Genomic DNA, 20,141 nt, shown 5'->3' with positions numbered 1-20,141 from the left:
CCCAGTGTGGTTGCCGACAGGCATCAAAATCAGTAGTCGATGAGCTGATGCTCGCGCAAATACGCGAGGATCACTTGTGCTTTTTCGACCGAACTCCCTTCATTTACGACGTTGCCGCCGCGGCTTTCGGTCGTCGTCGCGGACAGCATGCGTGCATGCCCGGAGCGCTTCTCGGCCGCGACCAGCTTTACGGGTTTACGCTCGATCGGCCCGACCTTCCACGCGGCCGCATCGGCATCCGCGCCGGTCGACGCGAGCGCCGGGCGGATCGCGCCGGCCCGCAGGCGCGCGTACGCGTAGCGCGGCGCCACGTTCGCGAGCGGATGGACCGCTACCACGGCCGGCAGAGCGGCGTCGACGCGCCGCCGCAGCCCTTTCGGCAAGAATTGCCGGACCGCCGCGCGGCCGCCGTCGACCGCCACGTCCACGGCCGAGCCGACGAGCGGATAGCCGAGCGCCGCGGCGACGCGATACGGCAGCATCCCGGTGTCGTACGCGCCCTCTGCGCGCGTGCCGGTCAGCACGAGGTCGTAGCCGTCGACGCGTGCGGCGATCGCGTGCACGGCATCGTCGCCGTCGCGGCAGGCCAGCACTTCGACCTGGCGCGCGCCGAGCGCAAGGTATTCGGCGAGCGCTTCGTTCGCGGGGTCGCCCGCATGGATCACGTCGAGCTGCGCACCATGCCGCTCCGCGAGCTGGCGGCCGGCTTCGAGCGCGGCCGCGTCGTTGCGGCTGTAACGCGCGGCGCCGCTGACCGGGTGCCGGCCCACGGACACGAGCACCGCGATACGTTGCAACTGGCGAGGGGCGTTCATGCTGCGACTCCTTCCGTTTCACGGCTGCCGACAACAGCCGGCGATTGCCCGCGCGCCGCGCGCGCGGCCTGCACCTGTTCGATCAGCGCGGCGATCGTCGCCTGCGCGTCGCCCACCACCGTCAGGTTCGCGCGCTTCGCGATCGGCGCGCTGCCGTCGAGGTTCACCGCGATCACGTGGCGGCAGTCCTTGATCCCCTGCAAGTGCTGCACCGCGCCGGAGATGCCGAACGCGATGTACACGCTCGCTTCGACCGTCTTGCCGGTGGCGCCGACCTGCTTGTCGCGCGTGAAGTGACCGTTGTCGACCGCCACGCGGCTCGCGCCGATCGCCGCGCCGAATGCGCCGGCGAGCCGCTCGAACGCGGCGATGTCCGACACGCCGTTGCCCGCCGACACGATGAAGTCGGCCTCCTCCAGCGCGACCTGCGCCGCGTCGATTTCGTCGAGGCCGAGATCGCGGTACGGCTGCACCGCGCCGGCGGCCGGCCGGATGAAGTCGGCGGCCAGGCGTTCGCCCGCGCCGACGAACGGCAGCTTCGCCTCGACCGCGTTCTGCGCGAGCAGGATCACGTCCGGCAAGCCGCGCGTCGCGAATGCGCGCCCGGCGTGCGCGTATGCGCCGACATGCTTCGCGTCGATCTCGACCACGTGGGTCGCGACGCTCGCGCCGGCCGCCGCGGCATAACGCCGGCCGAGATCGCCGTCGCCGGTCGCGTTGTCGGGCACGAACACGTGCTTTGGCGCCAGCGCTGCCGCGCATGCCTGCAATGCCTGCAATTCGCTTTCGGGCGCGAACGCGCGGCGGTCGAAGCCCGCGAGCTCGATCAGCTTGTCGACGCCGAGTTCGGCGGCGTCATCCTTCAGTTCGCCGAATACCAGCAGCGCGACTTCCGTCTGCGCGTCGGCGAGTATCGCGGCGGCGGCAATTACCTGCCGCGCATGCTCGTCGAGCGCGCCGCGTTCGGCATGCGCGACCACCAGCATCACGTGCTTCGGGTCCTGCACCGCGCGGCGCGGCTTCGCGGCCGCGGCGCCGTGGCCGTGCGCGGCCCACTGCGCGGCGCTCGCATCGGCGCTGCCTTCCTCGCCGAGCGTGATGCGCTTGAGCCCGGCGGCCGTGATGATGAACGGCCGGCGCGGATCGATTCGTTTGATCGTGTTCATCGATTCACTCCAGCGAGGCGGCAACGAGTTCGGCCACGTCGAGCACGTCCGGGCGCGGGCCCACGACGCCTTCGAGCATCGCCGTACAGTTCGGGCATCCGACTGCGACCACGTCCGCGCCGATCGCGCGCGCGTCGGCGATGCGGATGTCGGGAATACGCTGCTTGCCCGGGATGTCGGTCAGCGGCGCACCGCCGCCACCGCCGCAGCAGCGGCCGCGCATGCCGTTGCGCTCCATCTCGACGACCTGGATGCCGATCGTCTTCAGCAGCTTGCGCGGCGATTCCGTCTCGCCGTTGTAGCGGCCGAGATAGCACGGATCGTGATACGTGGTACGTTTTTCGAGCAGCGCGTCGACCGCCTTCGGCGCGATCTTGCCGCTGTCGGCCAGTTCCGCCATGTACGTCGTGTGATGCTTGACCGTCACACGCAGCCCCAACGCGCGATATTCGTTGCGCAGGCTGTGCATCACGTGCGGGTCCGCCGTCACGATTTGCTTGTACGACAGCGAGCCGAGCGTGCCGATCAGGCGCTTCGCCATCTGCTGGAACGTCGCTTCGTCGCCGAGGCGGCGTGCGACGTCGCCGGTGTCGGTCTCGGTCGCACCCAGCACCGCGTAATCGACGCCCGCCTTGTTCAGCACCTTCACGAACGCACGCAGCGTGCGCTGGTAACGCATGTCGAACGCGCCTTCACCCGCGACGATCAACACGTCGACCGGTTTGCCCGGCTGCGCGACCGGTGCATTCAGGTCGACCGACCAGTCGTAGCGCGCCGCCGTGTCGTAGCCGCCCATCGTGCCGGTCTCGCGCAGGTTCGCCAGCACTTCCTGTCCCTTGCCCGGCACCGTCCCGTGCACGAGCGTGCGGTTGCGGCGCATGTCGACGATCGCATCCACGTGCTCGATCAGCATCGGGCACTCCTGCACGCACGCGCGGCAGGTGGTGCACGACCACAGTGTCTGCTCCTCGATCAGGCCGGACACGATCGGGCCGTTCGGCTCGCCGCGATGCTGGCCGACCGCGAGGCCCGGCGTCGGGCTGCCCGCATACGCGGCATCGGTGCCGCCCGCCATCCCGACGACGAGATCCTGGATCAGCTTCTTCGGATTCAGCGGCTGGCCCGACGCGAATGCGGGACACGCGGCTTCGCACTTGCCGCACTGAACGCACGCGTCGAAGCTCAGCAGTTGATTCCAGCGGAATTCGACGGGCTTCGCGACGCCGTATTCTTCGTGCTCGATGTCCGGCAGCTTGAGCGCGGTCGGCGGCGTGGCCGTGCCGTTGCCCGTGAACGATTCGCGGGTCGCCGCGAAGCGTTCCTGGCGCGGATGGAATGCGAGGTGCAGCAACCCGGCGATCGCGTGCTTCATCGGGCCGCCCTTCGCGGCGCCGATGGTCATCGTGAATGCGCCGGCGCCGATCAGCAGCGCGCAGAGCACCGCGAACGCACCCGACATCGCGCCGGCCGGCACCACCACGAACAGCACGAGGCCGAGCGCGAACGAGCCGAGCAGCCACGGCAGCGCGTTCCACGGGCCGCGCGACAGCCGGGCCGGCACGTCCTTCGCCGCGCGGCGGCGCCACACGAACACCACGCCGACAAGCATCGCGAGCGCCGCGAGGAAGATCAGCTTGTCGAGCCACGGCGAATAGATCGCGAGGCCGTAGTTGACGAACACCAGTGCGAGCGCGGCGATCGCGCCGCCCGCGGTCGCCACGTGGGTCTTCGCGATGTAGGGATCGCGAGCCACGACGTGGTGCAGGTCGACGAAGTAGCGCTTCGGAATCGCGAACAGGTTCGCGACGCCGAACGAGCCCGGCGCCGTCGCGCGCCCGAGACGCCAGTAGGACGAGCGCTTCGCGACCGCGAACGCGAGCCCCGCCACCGACAGCCACAGCAGTGCGGTAATGAGGAAAGCCGGGTTCATTTTTTAGAAATCCTTGACGAGACGCAGCGAATCGTAGATCGCACCGTGGACGTTATGCATCGAGATGCAGTCGCCGACACGGAACAGCAGGAAGCGGCCGTTGCCCAGTTCTTCCGACAGGCACGGCTGCGGCTGCGCCGCGAACAGCGTATGCGGATCGATCTGGCCGCGGTTCACCGACTCCGGCTTGAGCTTCCAGTACAGCTCGTCGTTCGGCGACGAACCGTTCTCGATCACGACCTGATCGACCGCGCGCTCTTCCAGTTCCTCCGTGTATTCGTTGCGCAGCACGGCGATTTTCTTGCCGTCTTCCTCGTATACGCGGTCGAGCATCGTGTTCGGCGTCTGGATCACGCCGAGCGCGTAGAGGCGGCGGTAGAAGATCGGGAACGTCGTGCCGCCGCAATCGTCGGCGACCTTCACGTCCGGCGTCACCACCTCGACCTTCGAACCGCGGCTCGCCATGAAATCGGCAACGCCGGCACCCGCATGCGTGCTCACGCCGTCGAACAGCAGCACGTTCTGCTTCGGCTCGACCTTGCCGGTCAGGATGTCCCACGAGCTGACGGCCAATCCTTCGGCGACGCCCCACGCCGGCACCTGCCACGTGAAGCTCGACCCGCCGGTGGCAAGCACGACGATGTCCGGCTTCTCGGCCATGATCATCTTCTCGTCGGCGGCGACGCCGAGGCGTCGGTCGACGCCGAGGCGCTTCGTTTCCATGTCGAACCAGCGGATGATCCCCGACATCTGTTCGCGCTGCGGCGCCTTCGCGGCGATCATCACCTGGCCGCCCACTTCGGCGTTCTTCTCGAACAGCACGACGTCGTGTCCGCGCAGCTTCGCGACGCGCGCGGCCTCGAGCCCTGCGGGGCCCGCACCGACCACGACCACCTTGCGCTTCGGGCCGCGCGACTTCTCGATGATGTGCGGCATCGTCGCTTCGCGCGACGTCGCGGCGTTCTGGATGCACAGCACGTCGAGGCCGTTGTACTGGCGGTCGATGCAGTAGTTCGCGCCGACGCACTGCTTGATTTCGTCTTCGCGGCCGTCGCGGATCTTGATCACCATGTGCGGATCCGCGATCTGCGCGCGCGTCATGCCGACCAGATCGATCATCCCGTTCGCGAGCAGGCGCTCCGCCTGTCCCGCATCGCGGATGCTCTGCGCGTGCATCACCGGAATCTTCACGACCGACTTGATGCCGGCCGCGAGGTGCACGAACGGCTCCGGCGGAAGCGCCATCGGCGGCATGCAGTTCGCGATCGTGTTGTGCGTGTCGCCGCCCGATCCGACCACGCTCAGATAGTCGATCAGGCCCGTCTCCGACATCGCCTGCGCGATTTCCTTCAGTGCTTCATGATCGAGACCGTCCTCGTGGAATTCGTCGCCGCACATGCGCAGGCCGACGCAGAAGTCCTTGCCGACCGCTTCGCGCACGGCCGTCAGCACTTCGATGCCAAAGCGCAGACGGTTCTCGAGGCTGCCGCCCCATTCGTCGGTGCGATGGTTCGACCGCTTGCTCCAGAACTGGTCGATCAGGTGCTGGTGCGCGGCGGAGATTTCGATGCCGTCCATGCCGGCTGCTTTCACGCGCTTCGCGGCTGCCGCGAAGTCGCCGATGATGCGGCGGATTTCCTCGATCTCGATGATCTTCGCATTGCCCCGGTGCACCGGCTCGCGCACGCCCGACGGCGACATCAGGTGCGGCCAGTGCTCGCCGTGGAACGACGAGCGGCGGCCCATGTGCGTCGCCTGGATCATGATCTTCGCGCCGTGCTTGTGCATCGTGTCGGCCAGGCGCGTGAGCGGGTCGATGATCTTGTCGTTCGACAGATTCACCGACTTCCACCAGCCTTGCGGGCTGTCGATCGACACGGGGCTCGAACCGCCGCAGATCGCGAGGCCGACGCCACCCTTCGCCTTTTCTTCGTAATAGCGGATGTAGCGGTCGCCCGGCAGGCCGCCCGGCTCGGCATACACCTCCGCATGCGCGGTGCTGACGATCCGGTTGCGCAGCGTCAGCTGGTTCAGCTGCATGGGTTTGAACAGGTGGGGATAACGCATCGCAGGCGACCTCTGGCGTTCGAATGTCTCGTATTGCGGGTGTTGTTGTGTTGCCGTATTGCTGTGTCTCGACGTCAGCGCATCAGTGCGCGATCGGCGACACTTCGAAGACGCAGTGGTCGTGGTGCTCGGCCGCACACTGCACTTCCTTCGACTGCGCGCGCGGCGCGTTCTTGCCTTCCGGCGTCGTGTCGTTGACCCAGTCCATCGCGCCGGCGAACCAGCCCGCGAACATGTAGCAGAGCTTGCCTTCCTTGCCCGGCTGCTGGAGCACGAACGACGAATGGCGCAGCTCGATCTTCGCGCGCGCGCCGGCCGGGTCGGCCTCGATGATCGAGAACAGGCCCCAGCCGCGTTGCGACAGGCGCTTCAGGTAGTGCTCGAACACGGCCATCCCGGTGAGGCCGTGCAGTTTCGCTTCCTTGTCGCACCAGTGATACGCGGATTTGTAGCCGGCCTTGTACAGGATCTCGGCATACGCTTCGACACCCAGCGCTTCCTCGACGGCGACGTGATTGTTCGTGAAGAAGTGGCGCGGCACGTACAGCATCGGCAGCGCGTCGGTGGTCCAGACGCCGGTATCGGGATCGACGTCGATCGGAAGTTGCGGTTGCATCGTGGTGACTCCGTGAGGAAAAATGGCCGCGCGGCTCGGGCGCTGGCGCGACATCGTCCGCGTGCCGGTGCGACAGGCGCCGGCACGTCCCGATTGTTCTGGTGTTGAATGGCGGTTGGCGGTTAGGGCCGTCGAGCGCTTATGCGCCCCACACGTCCTTGAACACGCGCACCCAGTTCTCGCCCATGATCTTGCGGATGCGGGACTCCTTCCAGCCGTGGCGTTCCATCGCCGCGGTCAGGTTCGGGAATTCGCCGATCGTGCGGATGCCGTCCGGGTTGATCACCTTGCCGAAGTTCGTCAGCTGGCGATAGCGGCCCTTGTCGTGCGTGAGCATGTCGAAAAACTCCTTCGCATAGTCCTGCGTAAAGTCCGTGCCGATGCCGACCGCGTCCTCGCCAATCAGGTTCACGACGTAGTCGATCGCCTCGATGTAGTCGTCGATGTTCGCTTCGATCCCGCGCTTCAGGAACGGCGCGAACATCGTCACGCCGACGAAGCCGCCGGCGTCGGCGATCTCCTTCAGCTGCGCGTCGCTCTTGTTGCGCGGGTGTTCCTTCAGACCTGACGGCAGGCAGTGCGAGTAGCACACCGGCTTCTTCGAGAACGCGATCGCTTCCGACGACGTGTTGCCGCCCACGTGCGACAGGTCGACCATGATGCCGACGCGATTCATCTCGGTGATCACCTCGCGGCCGAAGTCCGACAGGCCGCCGTCGCGCTCGTAGCAACCGGTGCCGACGAGGTTCTGCGTGTTGTAGCAGAGCTGCACGACGCGCACGCCCATGTCGGCGAACGCCTCGATGTAGCCGAGGTTGTCCTCGAACGCGTGCGCGTTCTGGAAGCCGAGGATGATCCCTGTCTTGCCTTCCTTCTTCGCGCGGAAGATGTCGTCGGTCGTGCGCACCAGCGTCAGCAGCTCGCTGTTGTCGCGGATCTTCTTCTTCATCACGCCGATGTTGTCGACGGTCTTGGTGAAGTTCTCCCACACCGACACCGTGCAGTTCGCGGCCGTGATGCCGCCGCGGCGCATGTCCTCGAACACCGGCTTCTCGAACTTCGAGATGTTCAATCCGTCGATGATGATGCTGTCCTGATGCAGCGTGCTCATATCTGCCTCTCGCTCCAGTCTCTGCTGTGTGTGGGTCGTCGATCAGTAAATCGGGAAGCGCTCGCAGAGCGCGAAAATCTCGCGGCGCACGCGCTGTTCGGTCGCGCGGTCGCCTTCCGGATTCGCGCGCAGCGCGTCGAATACTTCGAGAATCAGGCGGCCGATCTCGCGGAACTCGGCCACGCCGAAGCCGCGCGTCGTGCCGGCCGGCGTGCCGAGGCGGATGCCCGACGTGACGGTCGGCTTCTCGGTGTCGAACGGAATGCCGTTCTTGTTGCAGGTGATGCCCGCGCGTTCCAGCGCCTGCTCGACCGGCGCGCCCTTCAACCCCTTCGGGCGCAGGTCGACCAGCAGCAGGTGGTTGTCGGTGCCGCCGGTCACGAGATCCACGCCGCCCGCCTTCAGCACTTCACCGAGCGCCTGCGCGTTCGCCAGCACGTTGTCGATGTACGTCTTGAAGTCGGCGTGCAGCACTTCGCCGAACGCGACTGCCTTGCCGGCGATCACGTGCATCAGCGGGCCGCCCTGCAGGCCGGGGAACACGGCCGAGTTGATCTTCTTCGCGATCTCCTCGTCGTTGGTGAGCACGAAGCCGCCGCGCGGGCCGCGCAGCGTCTTGTGCGTGGTCGACGTGACGACGTGCGCATGCTCGACCGGATTCGCATGGCGGCCCGCGGCGATCACGCCGGCGATGTGCGCCATGTCGACCATCAGTTTCGCACCGACGCTGTCCGCGATCGCACGGAAGCGCGCGAAGTCGAGCGCGCGCGGATATGCGGAGAAGCCCGCGATGATCAGGCTCGGCTTGTGCTGGTGCGCGAGTTCCTCGACCTGGTCGTAGTCGATGCGCATCGTGTCGCGGTTCACGCCGTACTGCACCGCGTTGAACCACTTGCCCGACAGCGCCGGCTTCGCGCCGTGCGTCAGGTGGCCGCCGGCGTCCAGCGACATGCCGAGCACCGTGTCGCCCGGCTTCGCCAGCGCGAGCATCACCGAGCCGTTCGCCTGCGCGCCCGAGTGCGGTTGCACGTTCGCATAGCCTGCGTTGAAGATCTGCTTCACGCGCTCGATCGCCAGCGCTTCGACTTCGTCCGCGAATTCGCAGCCGCCGTAGTAGCGCTTGCCCGGATAGCCTTCCGCATACTTGTTGGTCAGCACCGAGCCTTGTGCCTCGAGCACCGCGCGCGACACGATGTTTTCCGACGCGATCAGTTCGACCTGCGACTGCTGACGCTCGAGTTCCTTCAGGATGGCGCTGCGCACCGGCGCGTCGCGTTCGGCGAGGGGCTGCGAGAAGAAAGGCTGGGTGTTCGACATAGTGCGTCCGTGACGAAGAATAAAGGGCGTAAGACCGAAGCTCGAGGCCCGCCGTACCTGGATTCCAGTGCATCCAGTGCAAGGCTGCCGACGGCTCTATTCTTGTCGTTCGGATTTTCGGCGGATTGATGAATTTAGACGCGTTCTTTGCCTTTTCCGCCATGCGCGTCCGTTTTGTACAAGTGACCGGTCGTGCTTTTTCGGATGACCAAGAAAACCGTCCGCCGCGGTTCCGCCCATGGACAGGCACTTCGCCGGTGCCTGTGCTGCGCGTCGGGAGTGCAGCGCAGCCCGCTTACGGTGCAGCGCAACATCGCCCGCACGTCCATACAACGTATGGAGCTAGGGTTTAGCCGTATGGCACGCTTGTTGCGCTCGCTCACACAATACGGCAGCCCGATCCGTGCCTCGGGCCAAAAGCTATTAGAGATTCAAGGAACGCTCCCCATGTCGCCCGACCGCACAGCGTCGCTGTCTCACTTCGCGTTCATGCCTTTACCGAACTTCACGATGATCGCGTTCACGAATGCGATCGAGGTGCTTCGGATGGCGAACTACCTGAGCGGACAGCCGCTCTACCGCTGGTCGGTGATCAGCCCGGAAGGCGGCCCGGTCACGGCGAGCAACGGGCTCACGGTCGACACGGGGCCGGCCGAGTGCGCGGGGCAGCCGGATATCGTATTCGTATGCGGCGGCGTGGACGTGCAGCGCGCGACGACGCCCGCCCATCTGTCGACGCTGCGCCGCTTCGCGCGCGCCGGCATTCCGCTCGGCAGTCTGTGCACGGGCACGTATGCACTCGCGAAGTCGGGGCTGCTCGCGGGCTACGCGTGCGCGATTCACTGGGAAAACATGTCGGCGCTGAAGGAAGAGTTTCCGGACACGCGCTTCCTGAAGGAACTGTTCGTGGTCGATCGCGACCGCATCACGTGCACCGGCGGCGTCGCGCCGCTCGACATGATGCTGAACCTGATCGCCGCGCGCGTGGGCACCGCACGCGTTACGCAGATCGCCGAGCAGTTCATCGTCGAACACGTGCGCGATACCAGCGCGCAGCAACGGATGCCGCTCGTCGCGCGGCTCGGCTCCGCGAACAAGTCGCTGTTCGAAGTGATCTCGCTGATGGAGAACAACATCGAGGAGCCGCTGTCGCGCGAGGAACTCGCGCGGCTCGCGAACATGTCGCAGCGCCAGCTGCAGCGCCTGTTCCGCGAGCACCTCGGGATGACGCCGACGCACTACTACCTGACGCTGCGGCTACGGCGCGCGCGCGAACTGCTGCTGCAGACCGACATGTCGATCATGCACATCACGATGGCGTGCGGCTTCCAGTCGGCGTGCCACTTCAGCAAGAGCTATCGCGACGCGTTCGGCGTCGCACCGACGCGCGAACGCCGCAAGCAGGTCGCGCCGCTCGCGCAGGGCGCGGGGACGCCGACGCCGACCCCGGCGTTTCAGACGCATATGGCCCACGCGTGAAGCGAGCGTGATTGAATATGAAGAGCGGCCGTCACGGCCGCTTTTCATTTGCGCTTACGATCCCCACACCTGCATTTCGTCGAGCGAATATCCCCACTGCGTCGCCCGCTTGGTCCCGAGCATCCGCACGTAGCGCCCCTGCGCGTTCAGGTTCGGCAGCGTAACGTGACCGTACGACACGCCGTTGTTCGTCGAGTAGACCGTCGTCCAGTTCACATTGTCGTTCGACGTCTGGATCTGATAGACGAGCGCGCCCGCATCCCAGTAGAGGTCGACGCTGCTGATCTTCTTCACCGCCCCGAGATCGACGGAGATCCATTGCGGATCGACGCCCGCGCCTTCTGGCGAATCCCAGCGCGTGCTGGTCGTGTTGCCGTCGAACGCCTTGTCGGCCGTGAGCGTCGCGTTGTAGCTCGCCGATGCGGCAGCAGGACGCCCTTGCGACAGCAGGGTCGGCTGCGCGCTCGCGGGGCCGCCGTAGTAATTCGACCCAAGCTTCGCCTTGTTCGAATCGGCATTCACGCCGAACTGCGACAGGCTCCAGCGCTGGCCCGTCGTCACGTCGCCGACGTAGAGCTGATAGCCGCCCGCCGTCGTCGACGAGAAGAACACGTAGTTCGTGCCGCTCACCGGCGCCGGATCCGAGTTGTTGCTCATGCAGTCGTTGACCGGCAGCACATTGGGCGTCGATGCCGGATCGGCGGTCTTCGCGTAGATCTGGTCGGCGCCGCCACTGTCCTTCCAGCGCGCGTAGAACACCATGCCGTCCGCGCGCACGATCGGGTAATAGGTCTGTAGCCCGGCAGGATGATCGAATACCGCTGTCGCGCCGGTCGCGATCGTGCGCTTCATCAGGCCCATGTTCGACCCGGTGCCCGTCGCGTAGTACACGGCGCTCGCGTCCGGCGCGAGGAACGGCATCGAGTATTCGGCGCCGGCCGGCGCATTGGTCAGGCTCACGACGGACGTGAATACCGGCCCCGCACTCGTGTACGACAGCGTGCCCTGCTTCACGTCGCCGTTCTGCTTGAACACGAGCGTCTTGCCGTCCGCGCTGAACTTCGGATCCTCGTTGCGCGTCGCGCCGGTGCTGTGCGTCAGGTTGACGGGCGCCGTGCCCGCCCCGAGCTGCAGCATGAACACGTTCCACGCACCGTTGCTGATGCCCATGAATGCGAGCCACTTGCCGTCGGGGCTGAACACGCCGTTCATCGGATCGGTGATGCCCCAGCTGCTCTTGCTGAGTTGCGTGAGCGTATGCGCGGAGAAATCGTACAGGAACAGCTGGCTCGTACCGTCGCCGTACTTGACGTAGCTGTGATAGACGAGTTTGCCGGTCAGTGCGGCGGGGAACGACGCGTTCGACTGAGTCGGAGGATTGCTGATGCAGGCTGCCGATGCGGTGCTGCTGAACAGATGGGCCGCAATGCCGGCCACGATGGTCACGGCGAGGAACTTCAATTTCACGCTGGTTACTTCCGGGTAGGTTGACGAGGGTCGAGGACGCCGTGCCGAGGTCCCCGCACACTGAGCGGGGTCACGGATCCGGGGAGCGGGCCGCGTGAAATTCCATATCGGTCGGACGTCGGGAATGAAACTTGCGGAGGATGCCGGTTCTGTCGTCTGAAGAAAAGGATCAGACGGGCGCCGGAACGTGCGGATCAGCAATCGGTGGTGCGGCGATTGGGGGCGGGATTGAACGCGACGAACGCCGTGCTACTCTTTTTTTCAGCGACGGCCTGCGGGCCGGAGGGCAGGCATGAAGCGATACGCGGAGCTCGCACAGATGATTGCCGACGCGATCCGGCGCGGCGACCTCGCGGCTGGCGCGCGCATTCCCACGGTGCGCGCGGCTTGCCGTGCGTACCGTGTCAGCCCTTCCACCGTGTTTCGCGCTTACTACACGCTGGAAAGCGAGGGATTGATCACGGCGCGCGCACGCTCCGGTTATTTCGTTTCGAACCTTCACGACAAACGCGTGCGGGCAGATCACGACGTGCCGCGCAAGCCGGGGGCGGCCCAAACCGGCGACGACGGTGCACTGTTCCAGCTGGCCGACTCGCTCAAGCGCGACGACATCGTGCCGCTCGGTTCCACGTTCGCGAGTTACTCGCTGTTTCCAATGAGCAGCCTGTGGCGGTTCGCGGCATCGGCGGCCCGCAACATGGACCGCGCGAAACTGCTCGCCGGGCTGCCGCCGGGGCACGAAGCGCTGCGTCGCCAGATCGCATCGCGCTACCTGAATGCGGGGGCGTCGTTGCCGATGGACGAGATCGTCATCACGACCGGCGCAGCCGAAGCGCTGACGCTGTGCCTGCAGGCGCTCACGCGGCCGGGCGACATCGTCGCGATCGAACGCCCGGCGTTCCCCGCGGTGCTGCAGACGGTGCAGCGGCTGCACCTGAAGGCCATCGAAATCCCGGTCGATCCGCGCACCGGGCTCGATCTCGACGCGCTCGCCGACGCGCTCGACACGCATCCGGTGCGCGCATGCTGGTTCATGACGTCGTTCCACAATCCCACCGGCGCGACGTTGCCCGACGAGCGCAAGCACGCGCTGGTCGATCTGCTCGCGACGCGAAAAATACCGCTGATCGAGAACGACGTGTATGGCGAACTGCACTTCGGCCCGACGCCCACCCGCCCCGCGAAACTGTACGACGACGACGGGCTCGTCCTTCATTGCGGCTCGTTCTCGAAATGTCTCGCGCCCGGTTTCCGCGTCGGGTGGGTGGCGGCCGGCCGTTATGCGAAGCAGGTCGGCCATGTGAAGAACGCGAGCGCGCCGGCGGCGGACGTGCCCGCACAACTGGCCATCTCGAGTTACCTGCGCAATGGCGCGTACGACCGCTTTCTGCGCCGGCTGCGGCGCAATCTGGCCGCGCATCAGGCGCAGATGCTGGCGGCCGTTCGCGCGTATTTTCCGTCCGACACCCAGGTGTATGCGCCGCGCGGCGGCTATTTCCTCTGGATGGAATTGCCGCCGCACGTCGATGCGATGCGATTGTTCGACGAAGCGATGGAGAACGGCGTGAGCGTTGCGCCCGGCCCGATCTTTTCCGTGACGGGCGCCTTTCGCCGTTATGTCCGGCTGAACTATGGCCGGCCGTGGACCCCTGCCGTCGAGGACGCGATGCGAACCATCGGTACGCTCGCGCGGCGGCAACAGCAAACGAGGTAGCAACGACCATGCGAGTCATGCCCAACCGGAAGGTCCGCACACGCGACACGCTGCGCGGCGCGCTATCTTTGCGTGCCGACGTGCGCGGCGCCGTCAGCCAGCGCTGCCGGCAGTGCGGTTTCATGGCGTTTCGCGCGCGCGAGCAGTGCCCCGTCTGCGGACTGGGGAACTGGCCGTTCGCGCCACTCGGCGACGCGCGCTACGACACGCAGCCGGCCCCCCCGATGCATGCGCCGCACCCGCCGCAACCCGCGCCGACCTGGTCGTCGCGCGTCGCGGCCGCGGTGCGCGGCGCGGCGCAACGGCGGCCGCGCGCATCCAGCGCGCCGCTGCTGAGCATCCTCACGCTCGTGCTGATGGTCGGCGGTTACGTGACGTTCGACCGGATGTGCCGAGCCGACCCCGTCTGTCGAGGCCAGGGTGCGCGGGACGCGGCAACGATCAACGCCGGTGCGCATGCGGCGGATGCAACGCCGACGCAGCCGGTCGCGCCCCCACCCGTGCTTGCATTGCGCGCCCCGGCCGACGCCGCGCGCGCAACCGAGGGCGAGCCGGCACAGGTGGCCGCCGCGGCGCCCCTTGCCGATACCGGCACGCCCGCACGCGCGAGCGGACACGCGGCTGCCCGCACGTCGGCGCGCGCGGCGACGACGCTCGCTCGACATGCACCACAGGTTCGCGGGCCGGACAGCGTACGCAGCGGCATGCGCGTCGCCGACTGGAAAGGCGCCGCTCGCCGCCCGCATCCGATCCACCGCGTGAGCATGCACGCTCGCCACAAGCATCGCGCCGTGGCTACCGAGATGCAAATGGCCGAGCTCTACCGCGGGCATTGAACGCGCGGCGTGCACCGGTTCCATTTCTTGAACGGCACGCCGCGATCGGGATTCATCGATAGCGACGCCGCACGCTGTCGCTTCGCAGCGCCCACAGCAAAAAGCGGGCGGCGCCGCTTCCGGCGCCGCCCGCTGCTTGCGTGCCGTTCGTGCGTCAGGCCGCGAGCAACCCGTGCGGATCGATCACGAATTTACGCGGCGCGCCGCCGTCGAACTTCTTGTAGCCTTCGGGCGCCTGATCGAGCGAGATCACTTCGACGTTGACGATCTTCGCGATCGGCAGGCGGTCGAACAGGATCGCCTGCATCAGGTTGCGGTTGTATTTCAGCACCGGCGTCTGGCCCGTGAAGAACGAGTGCGACTTCGCCCAGCCGAGGCCGAAGCGGATGCTGAGGCTGCCATGCTGCGCGGCCTTGTCCTTCGCGCCCGGATCATCCGTCACGTACAGGCCCGGGATGCCGATCGCGCCGGCGGGCCGCGTGATTTCCATCAGCGAGTTCAGCACCGTTGCGGGCGCTTCCTCCGAGTGGCCCGACGAGCCGTGGCCGTGCGCCTCGAAGCCGACGCAGTCGACCGCGCAGTCGATCTCCGGTACGCCGAGGATCTGTTCGATCTGCTCGCCGAGCGATGCGTCCTTCGACAGGTCGACCGTCTCGAAGCCCATCGCACGCGCATGTGCGAGGCGTTCCGCGTTCATGTCGCCGACGATCGTCACCGCGGCGCCGAGCAGACGCGCCGATGCGGCCGCCGCCATCCCGACCGGGCCTGCGCCGGCGATATAGACCGTCGAGCCCGGCTTCACGCCCGCACTGACCGCGCCGTGATAACCGGTCGGCAGAATGTCGGACAGGCAGGTCAGGTCGCGGATCTTCGCCATCGCCTGATCGCGGTCCGGAAATTTCAGCAGGTTGAAGTCGGCATACGGCACGAGCACGTACTCGGCCTGGCCGCCAATCCAGCCGCCCATGTCGACGTAGCCGTACGCGCCGCCGGCACGCGACGGGTTCACGTTCAGGCAGACGCCCGTATGCGTGTCCTTGCACATCGCGCAGCGGCCGCACGCGACGTTGAACGGCACCGACACGAGATCGCCGATTTTCAGCGTCTCGACGTCCGGGCCCACCTCGATCACTTCGCCGGTGATCTCGTGACCGAGCACCAGGCCGATCGGCGCAGTCGTGCGGCCGCGCACCATGTGCTGGTCGGACCCGCAGATGTTCGTGCTGACGACTTTCAGGATCACGCCGTGGCCGATCGCGCGGCCGGTCGGGTCGACCATCTTCGGATAATCGATCTTCTGAACTTCGACCTTGCCCGGCCCAAGATAGACGACACCTCGATTGCTGCTCATCGTATTGTCTCCATGTCTCGTTGGATGGCGTCGCGATGCGGCGGCGGATGCGGACACGCACGCAACGTGCTGTTCGAGAGTAGTCCCGGAGACGGGGGCGCCGATGTCTCAAACCCGACATGCGTTTGAACGGCGCCGACATCGATGGCGGAAATGCGAAAGTCGGGGCGGGAGCCGGCACGCGGGGCACGGCGGTCCGGAACGCACGGCCGGAGGACGACCCGGCGCGGTTGGTCCGGCCTGCCGGTCGAGTCGCACGGCCGAGCGCACCTGGGCGGCGCGCCGCCCGATCGTGCATTACCCGCCCTGATTCTCGCGGATGATCGCGGCAGCGGCCGCTTCCGCATCGCTCGCGACGCCGTCGTGCACGCGCGTGCTGACGGGCGGCGTCGGCGGCTCGCTGTCGAGCGCGTGTCCGTCGCGGTTGCGCGTGTCGACCGTCGCGCGCATCGACAAGCCGACCCGCAGCGGATGCGCGGCCAGGTCACGCGGGTCGACCGCAATCACGACCGGCACGCGCTGCACGACCTTGATCCAGTTGCCGGCCGCATTCTGCGACGGCAGCATCGAGAATGCACTGCCGGTCCCGGCCGAAAATCCCTGCACACGACCGCGATAGACGACGCGCGATCCGTACAGGTCCGACACCACGTCGACCGGCTGGCCGATACGCATGTGACGAATCTGCCCTTCCTTGAAATTCGCTTCGATCCACAGGCGGTTCAGTTGCACGATCGACATCAGCGGCACGCCGGGCCCGACCTGCTGGCCAACCTGCACCGAACGCTGGCCGATCGTCCCGTCTACCGGCGCAACGATCGTCGTGCGCTTCAGGTTCCGGTACGCGAGCTTGAACTGCGCGGCCGCCTGCACCACTGCCGGGCTTTCGTCGACGGGAAGCCGCGTGCCGAGCGCGCGCGCGGCTTCCAGCTGCGCCTGCGCGGCTGCGAGGTTCGCCTGCGCGCCGGCCACGGCCGCGCGCGCACGTGCGAGCTCCTCCGGCGCGACAATCTCCACCGATGCCCCCGAGCGCGCGGCAAGCGCGCGCTGCGCGAGCCACAGGTCGGCCTGGCGCGCATTCACGGCCTCCACGTACATCGCGTTCGAGATCTTTGCGTTCGCGACCTGTCGCACCGCCTGCGCGAGCTGCGCCTTCGCCTGCGCGAACGCGACGGACGCTTCCGTATCGTCGAGCTTCACCAGCGTCTGCCCGGCGCGCACGGCCTGTGTGTCGGCGACCAGCACGTCGGTAACGGCGCCCGGGATCTGCGCGGCGACTTGCACGACGCTGCCCGCGACGTAAGCGTCGTCGGTGTCTTCGTAATAGCGGTCGTGCAGCAGCCAGAACGCGATCCAGACGAAGGCGGCCAACAATACGAGCGCAAAGAAAACCATGAAGCGCTTGCGGCGCGTCGCGCGGCGCGCATCGAGAGCCGGGTCGGTCAGTGCGGCCGGCTGCGCGGCGGTATGAACATTGTCGTGGTGCATCAGTCGCTTTGCGTAACGATCAGGCGGTCATGCTGAAACGAGGGAATCGCGGACGCCCGCGGGGCGGCGGCGACAGCGGGTGCTGCAGCGCGTTTGCTCGTGCTCGCGTCGATGCTCGCACCGACCGTGCCGACGTTCGCGCCGCCGCTCTGAATCACGACCGCAGCCGAACGATCGGCCGGTGCGATGCGCACCGCGGCGGCGCTGCCCGACACGGCCGCTCGACGTGCTTGCGCGCCCGCGTCCGTCGCGTCGCCGGCGACGGCGTTCGCCGTCCCGCCACGCTTCGCTCGCGCGTTGTGCGCGCTTTGCGCGGCACGCGCACCCGGCGTAGCGGCCTCAGCAGTCGTTGCGCGCGCATCGAATCCGCCGCCCAGCGCGCCGATCAATCCGACCCGCAGCGTCCGCTGCTTGCCGAGCAACGCGATCAGCTGCGCACGTTCGTCGATCAGCGTCAGGTCCGCGACATCGACATCCTTCTGCATCAGCACGCCGCGCCGATGGCGATCGGCCGCGATCTGCACGATTTTCTGCGCGGCGGCCACGGCGTCCTGTTGCTGCGCAACCAGCGTCTGCGCGGTCTGCAGCGATGTGACGATCTGCGCGACTTGCCCGAGCGCGTCGTCGACGGTCTTGTTGTACAGCCCGATCGCAACGTCTGCCTGCGCGACGTCCGCACCGAGCTTCGCCTTCAGCCGGCCGCGATCGAAAATCGGCAGCGAGACTGCCGGGCCGACCGAACCAGCCAGCGAGTCCCGCGAGAACAGCGATGCGGGCGTCAGCGCGAACACGCCGCCGAGCGCGACGAGGTTCACGTCCGGATAGAACTGGGCGCGTGTCGAATCGGCATTCGCGAACGCGGCCTCGACGCGCAGCCGCGCGGCGACGATATCGGGTCGGCGGCCGAGCAGGTCGGCCGGCAGCCTGGCGGGCAGCGCGCCGCCGGCGAACGCGCCGACGCGCGGCCGCTGCAGCGACAGTCCGCGCTCGGGGCCGCGGCCGGACAGCACGCCGAGCTGCAGTTGCGCGAGTCTGATCTGCTCGTCGTTCAGCGCGATCTGCGCGAGCAGGCGGCTGCGCTTGATCGACGCATCGCTCGCGTCGTATGCATTGTCCAGGCCGCGCGCAGTGCGCTCGCGTAGTACGGCCGTCACGCGCTGACCGATCTTCAGTTTCTGCTGCAGGAGGTCGCGCACCGCGTACGCCTGGTCGAGCTGGCAATACACGGTGACGATCGCAACCGCGAGCGTGAGCCGCACCTGCTCTGCCTCGACTGCTGACGCGTCGCGCAGCGACATCAGGCTCTTCGTCGCCGCGCGGTTCTTGCCCCACAGGTCGAGCTGGTAGTTCAACCCGACGAACACCGACGACGGCGACACGACCGGATCGCCGAAAATCTCCACCGGCACGCGATAGCCGCCGGCCGTCACGTCGGCGATGTCGCCCGGTTTCGGCATCCGCGCACGGCTGACCGTCGCACCCGCCGTTCCGGTCAATCCCGTCAGCGAATCGAACTGCTGAAGCTGCGCCTGCGCGATTCGCAGCCGCGCCTGCGCGACCTGCAGATCCGGATTGTTCTGCGCTGCCTCGGCGACGAGTTCGTCGAGTTGCGGATCCTGCAGTTGCGTGACCCAGTCGGGCGCGGGCCACGCGCCGTTCGCGCCCGGCCCGGCGGTCTGCGCGAGCGCGTCGCCGGCCGGAGCACGCAGCGACAGCGACGGCAAAAAGCCCGACGGCACGCACCCGCCGAGCGTCAGCAGCGCTGCCGCCGCCACGATCGTCCAGCCGCCCTGCGCTGCGCGCGCCGCCTTCGTGACCCGTTCCATCGCGTCCCTCACCCGTGCTGAATGCGCTGCGCGCGCGCGGCAAGGCGCGGCCGCGTCCGCTCGAGCGGGCCGAGCCGTCCGAACAGGCCGTCCGCGATGCCGAACAGGATGCCGGCAAGCTTGGCGCGCTTGTCGCGCTCGACGAGCGCGATCTGCACGACCTGCCACACGGTCAGCAGATTCGGCACGATCGCCACCGGAAAACGCAACCCGTACTGGATCCCGAGTTGCACCGCGTTGCGCGCGCTGTAGTAGCGCCGTTGCCACGAGTGATTCATCGACGTCATTTCGAAAGGGCCAAACGAGTGACGCTGCTTCGCGCCGATCCGGTGCGACAGCACCAGCGAAGGCACGACATAGAGCGGCACGTTGCGCGCGAGCGCGCGGAAGCTGTACTCCGTGTCGACGTGATCGATGAACAGCGTCTCGTCGAAGCGGCCGAGCACGTCGAATGCGGCGCGCGACACGACGCAGCCCGACGAGATCAGGAACGCGCAGCGCTGCAGCGGCGCGTCGGGCGCGAGGTTCAGCCGGCGCAAGCCGATCCCGTTCGTCGCGAGCTCCGGCAGGAAGCTTTGCGCGTTCTCGTCGAAGATGCGCGGGCCGGCGAGGAACGGGCGCGCCGCGCGCGTCGCGCAGACGCCGCGCATCGTCGCGAAGTACCCCGGCGGCACCGACGAGTCCTGATCGAACAGCGCAACGGCATCGACGCCGTTGCCGAACAGCGCGGCCAGCCCCGCGTTGTACGCGCCCGCGATTCCGCCACGATTGCCGTGATGCAGCAGCGCGATGCCGTCGCGTGCGCACAACTCGCGCACGCGCCCATCGGGCCGCGGCGTATTGTCGACGACGAGCAGCGCGTCGCACGCATGCCGCCACGCGGCGAGCGCCTCGAGCTGAGCGTCGGTCGGGTGATACAGGATCACGAGTGCGCCGAGTGTCGTCATGCCGCTCCTCC

The 20,141-nt window shown here is 67.3% G+C and carries 15 protein-coding genes; 3 read left to right on the top strand and 12 right to left on the bottom strand.

Annotated features, from left to right (window positions below):
* Positions 1-29 precede the first annotated feature (29 nt).
* The 7 genes from KDW55_RS13865 to KDW55_RS13835 all read right to left on the bottom strand — a co-directional run bounded on the left by KDW55_RS13865 (position 30) and on the right by KDW55_RS13835 (position 9,022).
* Positions 30-815: an electron transfer flavoprotein subunit beta/FixA family protein gene (locus KDW55_RS13865; RefSeq protein WP_212160384.1), complete on the bottom strand. Its 786-nt coding sequence runs from the start codon at positions 813-815 to the stop codon at positions 30-32.
* A complete protein-coding gene (locus KDW55_RS13860) occupies positions 812-1,981 on the bottom strand; it encodes an electron transfer flavoprotein subunit alpha/FixB family protein (RefSeq protein ID WP_040138600.1) in 1,170 nt (389 codons plus the stop codon). Before KDW55_RS13860 ends, KDW55_RS13865 begins: the two co-directional genes overlap by 4 nt.
* A gap of 4 nt (positions 1,982-1,985) precedes the next feature.
* Entirely contained in the window at positions 1,986-3,911 is a 1,926-nt protein-coding gene (locus tag KDW55_RS13855) for a (Fe-S)-binding protein (protein WP_212160386.1), read from the bottom strand.
* Between the two features lie 3 nt (positions 3,912-3,914).
* On the bottom strand, positions 3,915-5,978 hold the full coding sequence (locus tag KDW55_RS13850) for an NADH:flavin oxidoreductase (protein WP_040138602.1): 2,064 nt from the start codon (positions 5,976-5,978) through the stop codon (positions 3,915-3,917).
* Positions 5,979-6,060: 82 nt separating this feature from the next.
* Entirely contained in the window at positions 6,061-6,594 is a 534-nt protein-coding gene (locus KDW55_RS13845; protein ID WP_209825390.1) for a DUF5943 domain-containing protein, read from the bottom strand.
* A 139-nt stretch (positions 6,595-6,733) separates the two neighbouring features.
* A complete protein-coding gene (locus KDW55_RS13840) occupies positions 6,734-7,705 on the bottom strand; it encodes a dipeptidase (protein WP_040138604.1) in 972 nt (323 codons plus the stop codon).
* A gap of 42 nt (positions 7,706-7,747) precedes the next feature.
* Entirely contained in the window at positions 7,748-9,022 is a 1,275-nt protein-coding gene (locus KDW55_RS13835) for a serine hydroxymethyltransferase (RefSeq protein WP_069243290.1), read from the bottom strand.
* A gap of 447 nt (positions 9,023-9,469) precedes the next feature.
* On the opposite strand from KDW55_RS13835, the gene KDW55_RS13830 reads away from it, so the two are divergent.
* Positions 9,470-10,501: a GlxA family transcriptional regulator gene (locus KDW55_RS13830; RefSeq protein ID WP_040138606.1), complete on the top strand. Its 1,032-nt coding sequence runs from the start codon at positions 9,470-9,472 to the stop codon at positions 10,499-10,501.
* 54 nt (positions 10,502-10,555) lie between these two features.
* On the opposite strand, the gene KDW55_RS13825 is transcribed toward KDW55_RS13830, so the two are convergent.
* On the bottom strand, positions 10,556-11,968 hold the full coding sequence (locus KDW55_RS13825) for a discoidin domain-containing protein (protein WP_069243291.1): 1,413 nt from the start codon (positions 11,966-11,968) through the stop codon (positions 10,556-10,558).
* A gap of 292 nt (positions 11,969-12,260) precedes the next feature.
* Between KDW55_RS13825 and KDW55_RS13820 the strand changes: the two genes are divergently transcribed.
* Complete coding sequence (locus tag KDW55_RS13820; protein ID WP_040138608.1) at positions 12,261-13,682, top strand: PLP-dependent aminotransferase family protein; 1,422 nt, start codon at positions 12,261-12,263, stop codon at positions 13,680-13,682.
* Positions 13,683-13,690: 8 nt separating this feature from the next.
* Positions 13,691-14,518 carry an ATP-dependent serine protease gene (locus KDW55_RS13815; RefSeq protein ID WP_212160388.1) on the top strand — a complete coding sequence of 276 codons (828 nt, stop codon included), beginning with the start codon at positions 13,691-13,693 and terminating at the stop codon, positions 14,516-14,518.
* A gap of 154 nt (positions 14,519-14,672) precedes the next feature.
* Here KDW55_RS13815 and fdhA read toward each other — a convergent pair whose 3' ends face one another.
* The 4 genes from fdhA to KDW55_RS13795 all read right to left on the bottom strand — a co-directional run bounded on the left by fdhA (position 14,673) and on the right by KDW55_RS13795 (position 20,130).
* Positions 14,673-15,869: a formaldehyde dehydrogenase, glutathione-independent gene (gene fdhA, locus KDW55_RS13810; protein ID WP_151062825.1), complete on the bottom strand. Its 1,197-nt coding sequence runs from the start codon at positions 15,867-15,869 to the stop codon at positions 14,673-14,675.
* Between the two features lie 297 nt (positions 15,870-16,166).
* Positions 16,167-17,357, bottom strand: a complete 1,191-nt coding sequence (locus KDW55_RS13805) for an HlyD family efflux transporter periplasmic adaptor subunit (RefSeq protein ID WP_212160390.1) — start codon at positions 17,355-17,357, stop codon at positions 16,167-16,169.
* Complete coding sequence (locus tag KDW55_RS13800; RefSeq protein ID WP_212160391.1) at positions 17,357-19,183, bottom strand: efflux transporter outer membrane subunit; 1,827 nt, start codon at positions 19,181-19,183, stop codon at positions 17,357-17,359. The genes KDW55_RS13805 and KDW55_RS13800 overlap by 1 nt, the downstream gene beginning before the upstream one ends.
* A gap of 8 nt (positions 19,184-19,191) precedes the next feature.
* Complete coding sequence (locus tag KDW55_RS13795; protein WP_040138613.1) at positions 19,192-20,130, bottom strand: glycosyltransferase family 2 protein; 939 nt, start codon at positions 20,128-20,130, stop codon at positions 19,192-19,194.
* Between the last annotated feature and the right edge of the window lie 11 nt (positions 20,131-20,141).

This window comes from Burkholderia sp. AU19243 (assembly GCF_018148075.1).
Lineage (GTDB): Bacteria > Pseudomonadota > Gammaproteobacteria > Burkholderiales > Burkholderiaceae > Burkholderia > Burkholderia latens_A.
Note: the sequence above shows the minus strand (reverse complement) of the source record. Positions and strands in the feature narration are given on the sequence as shown.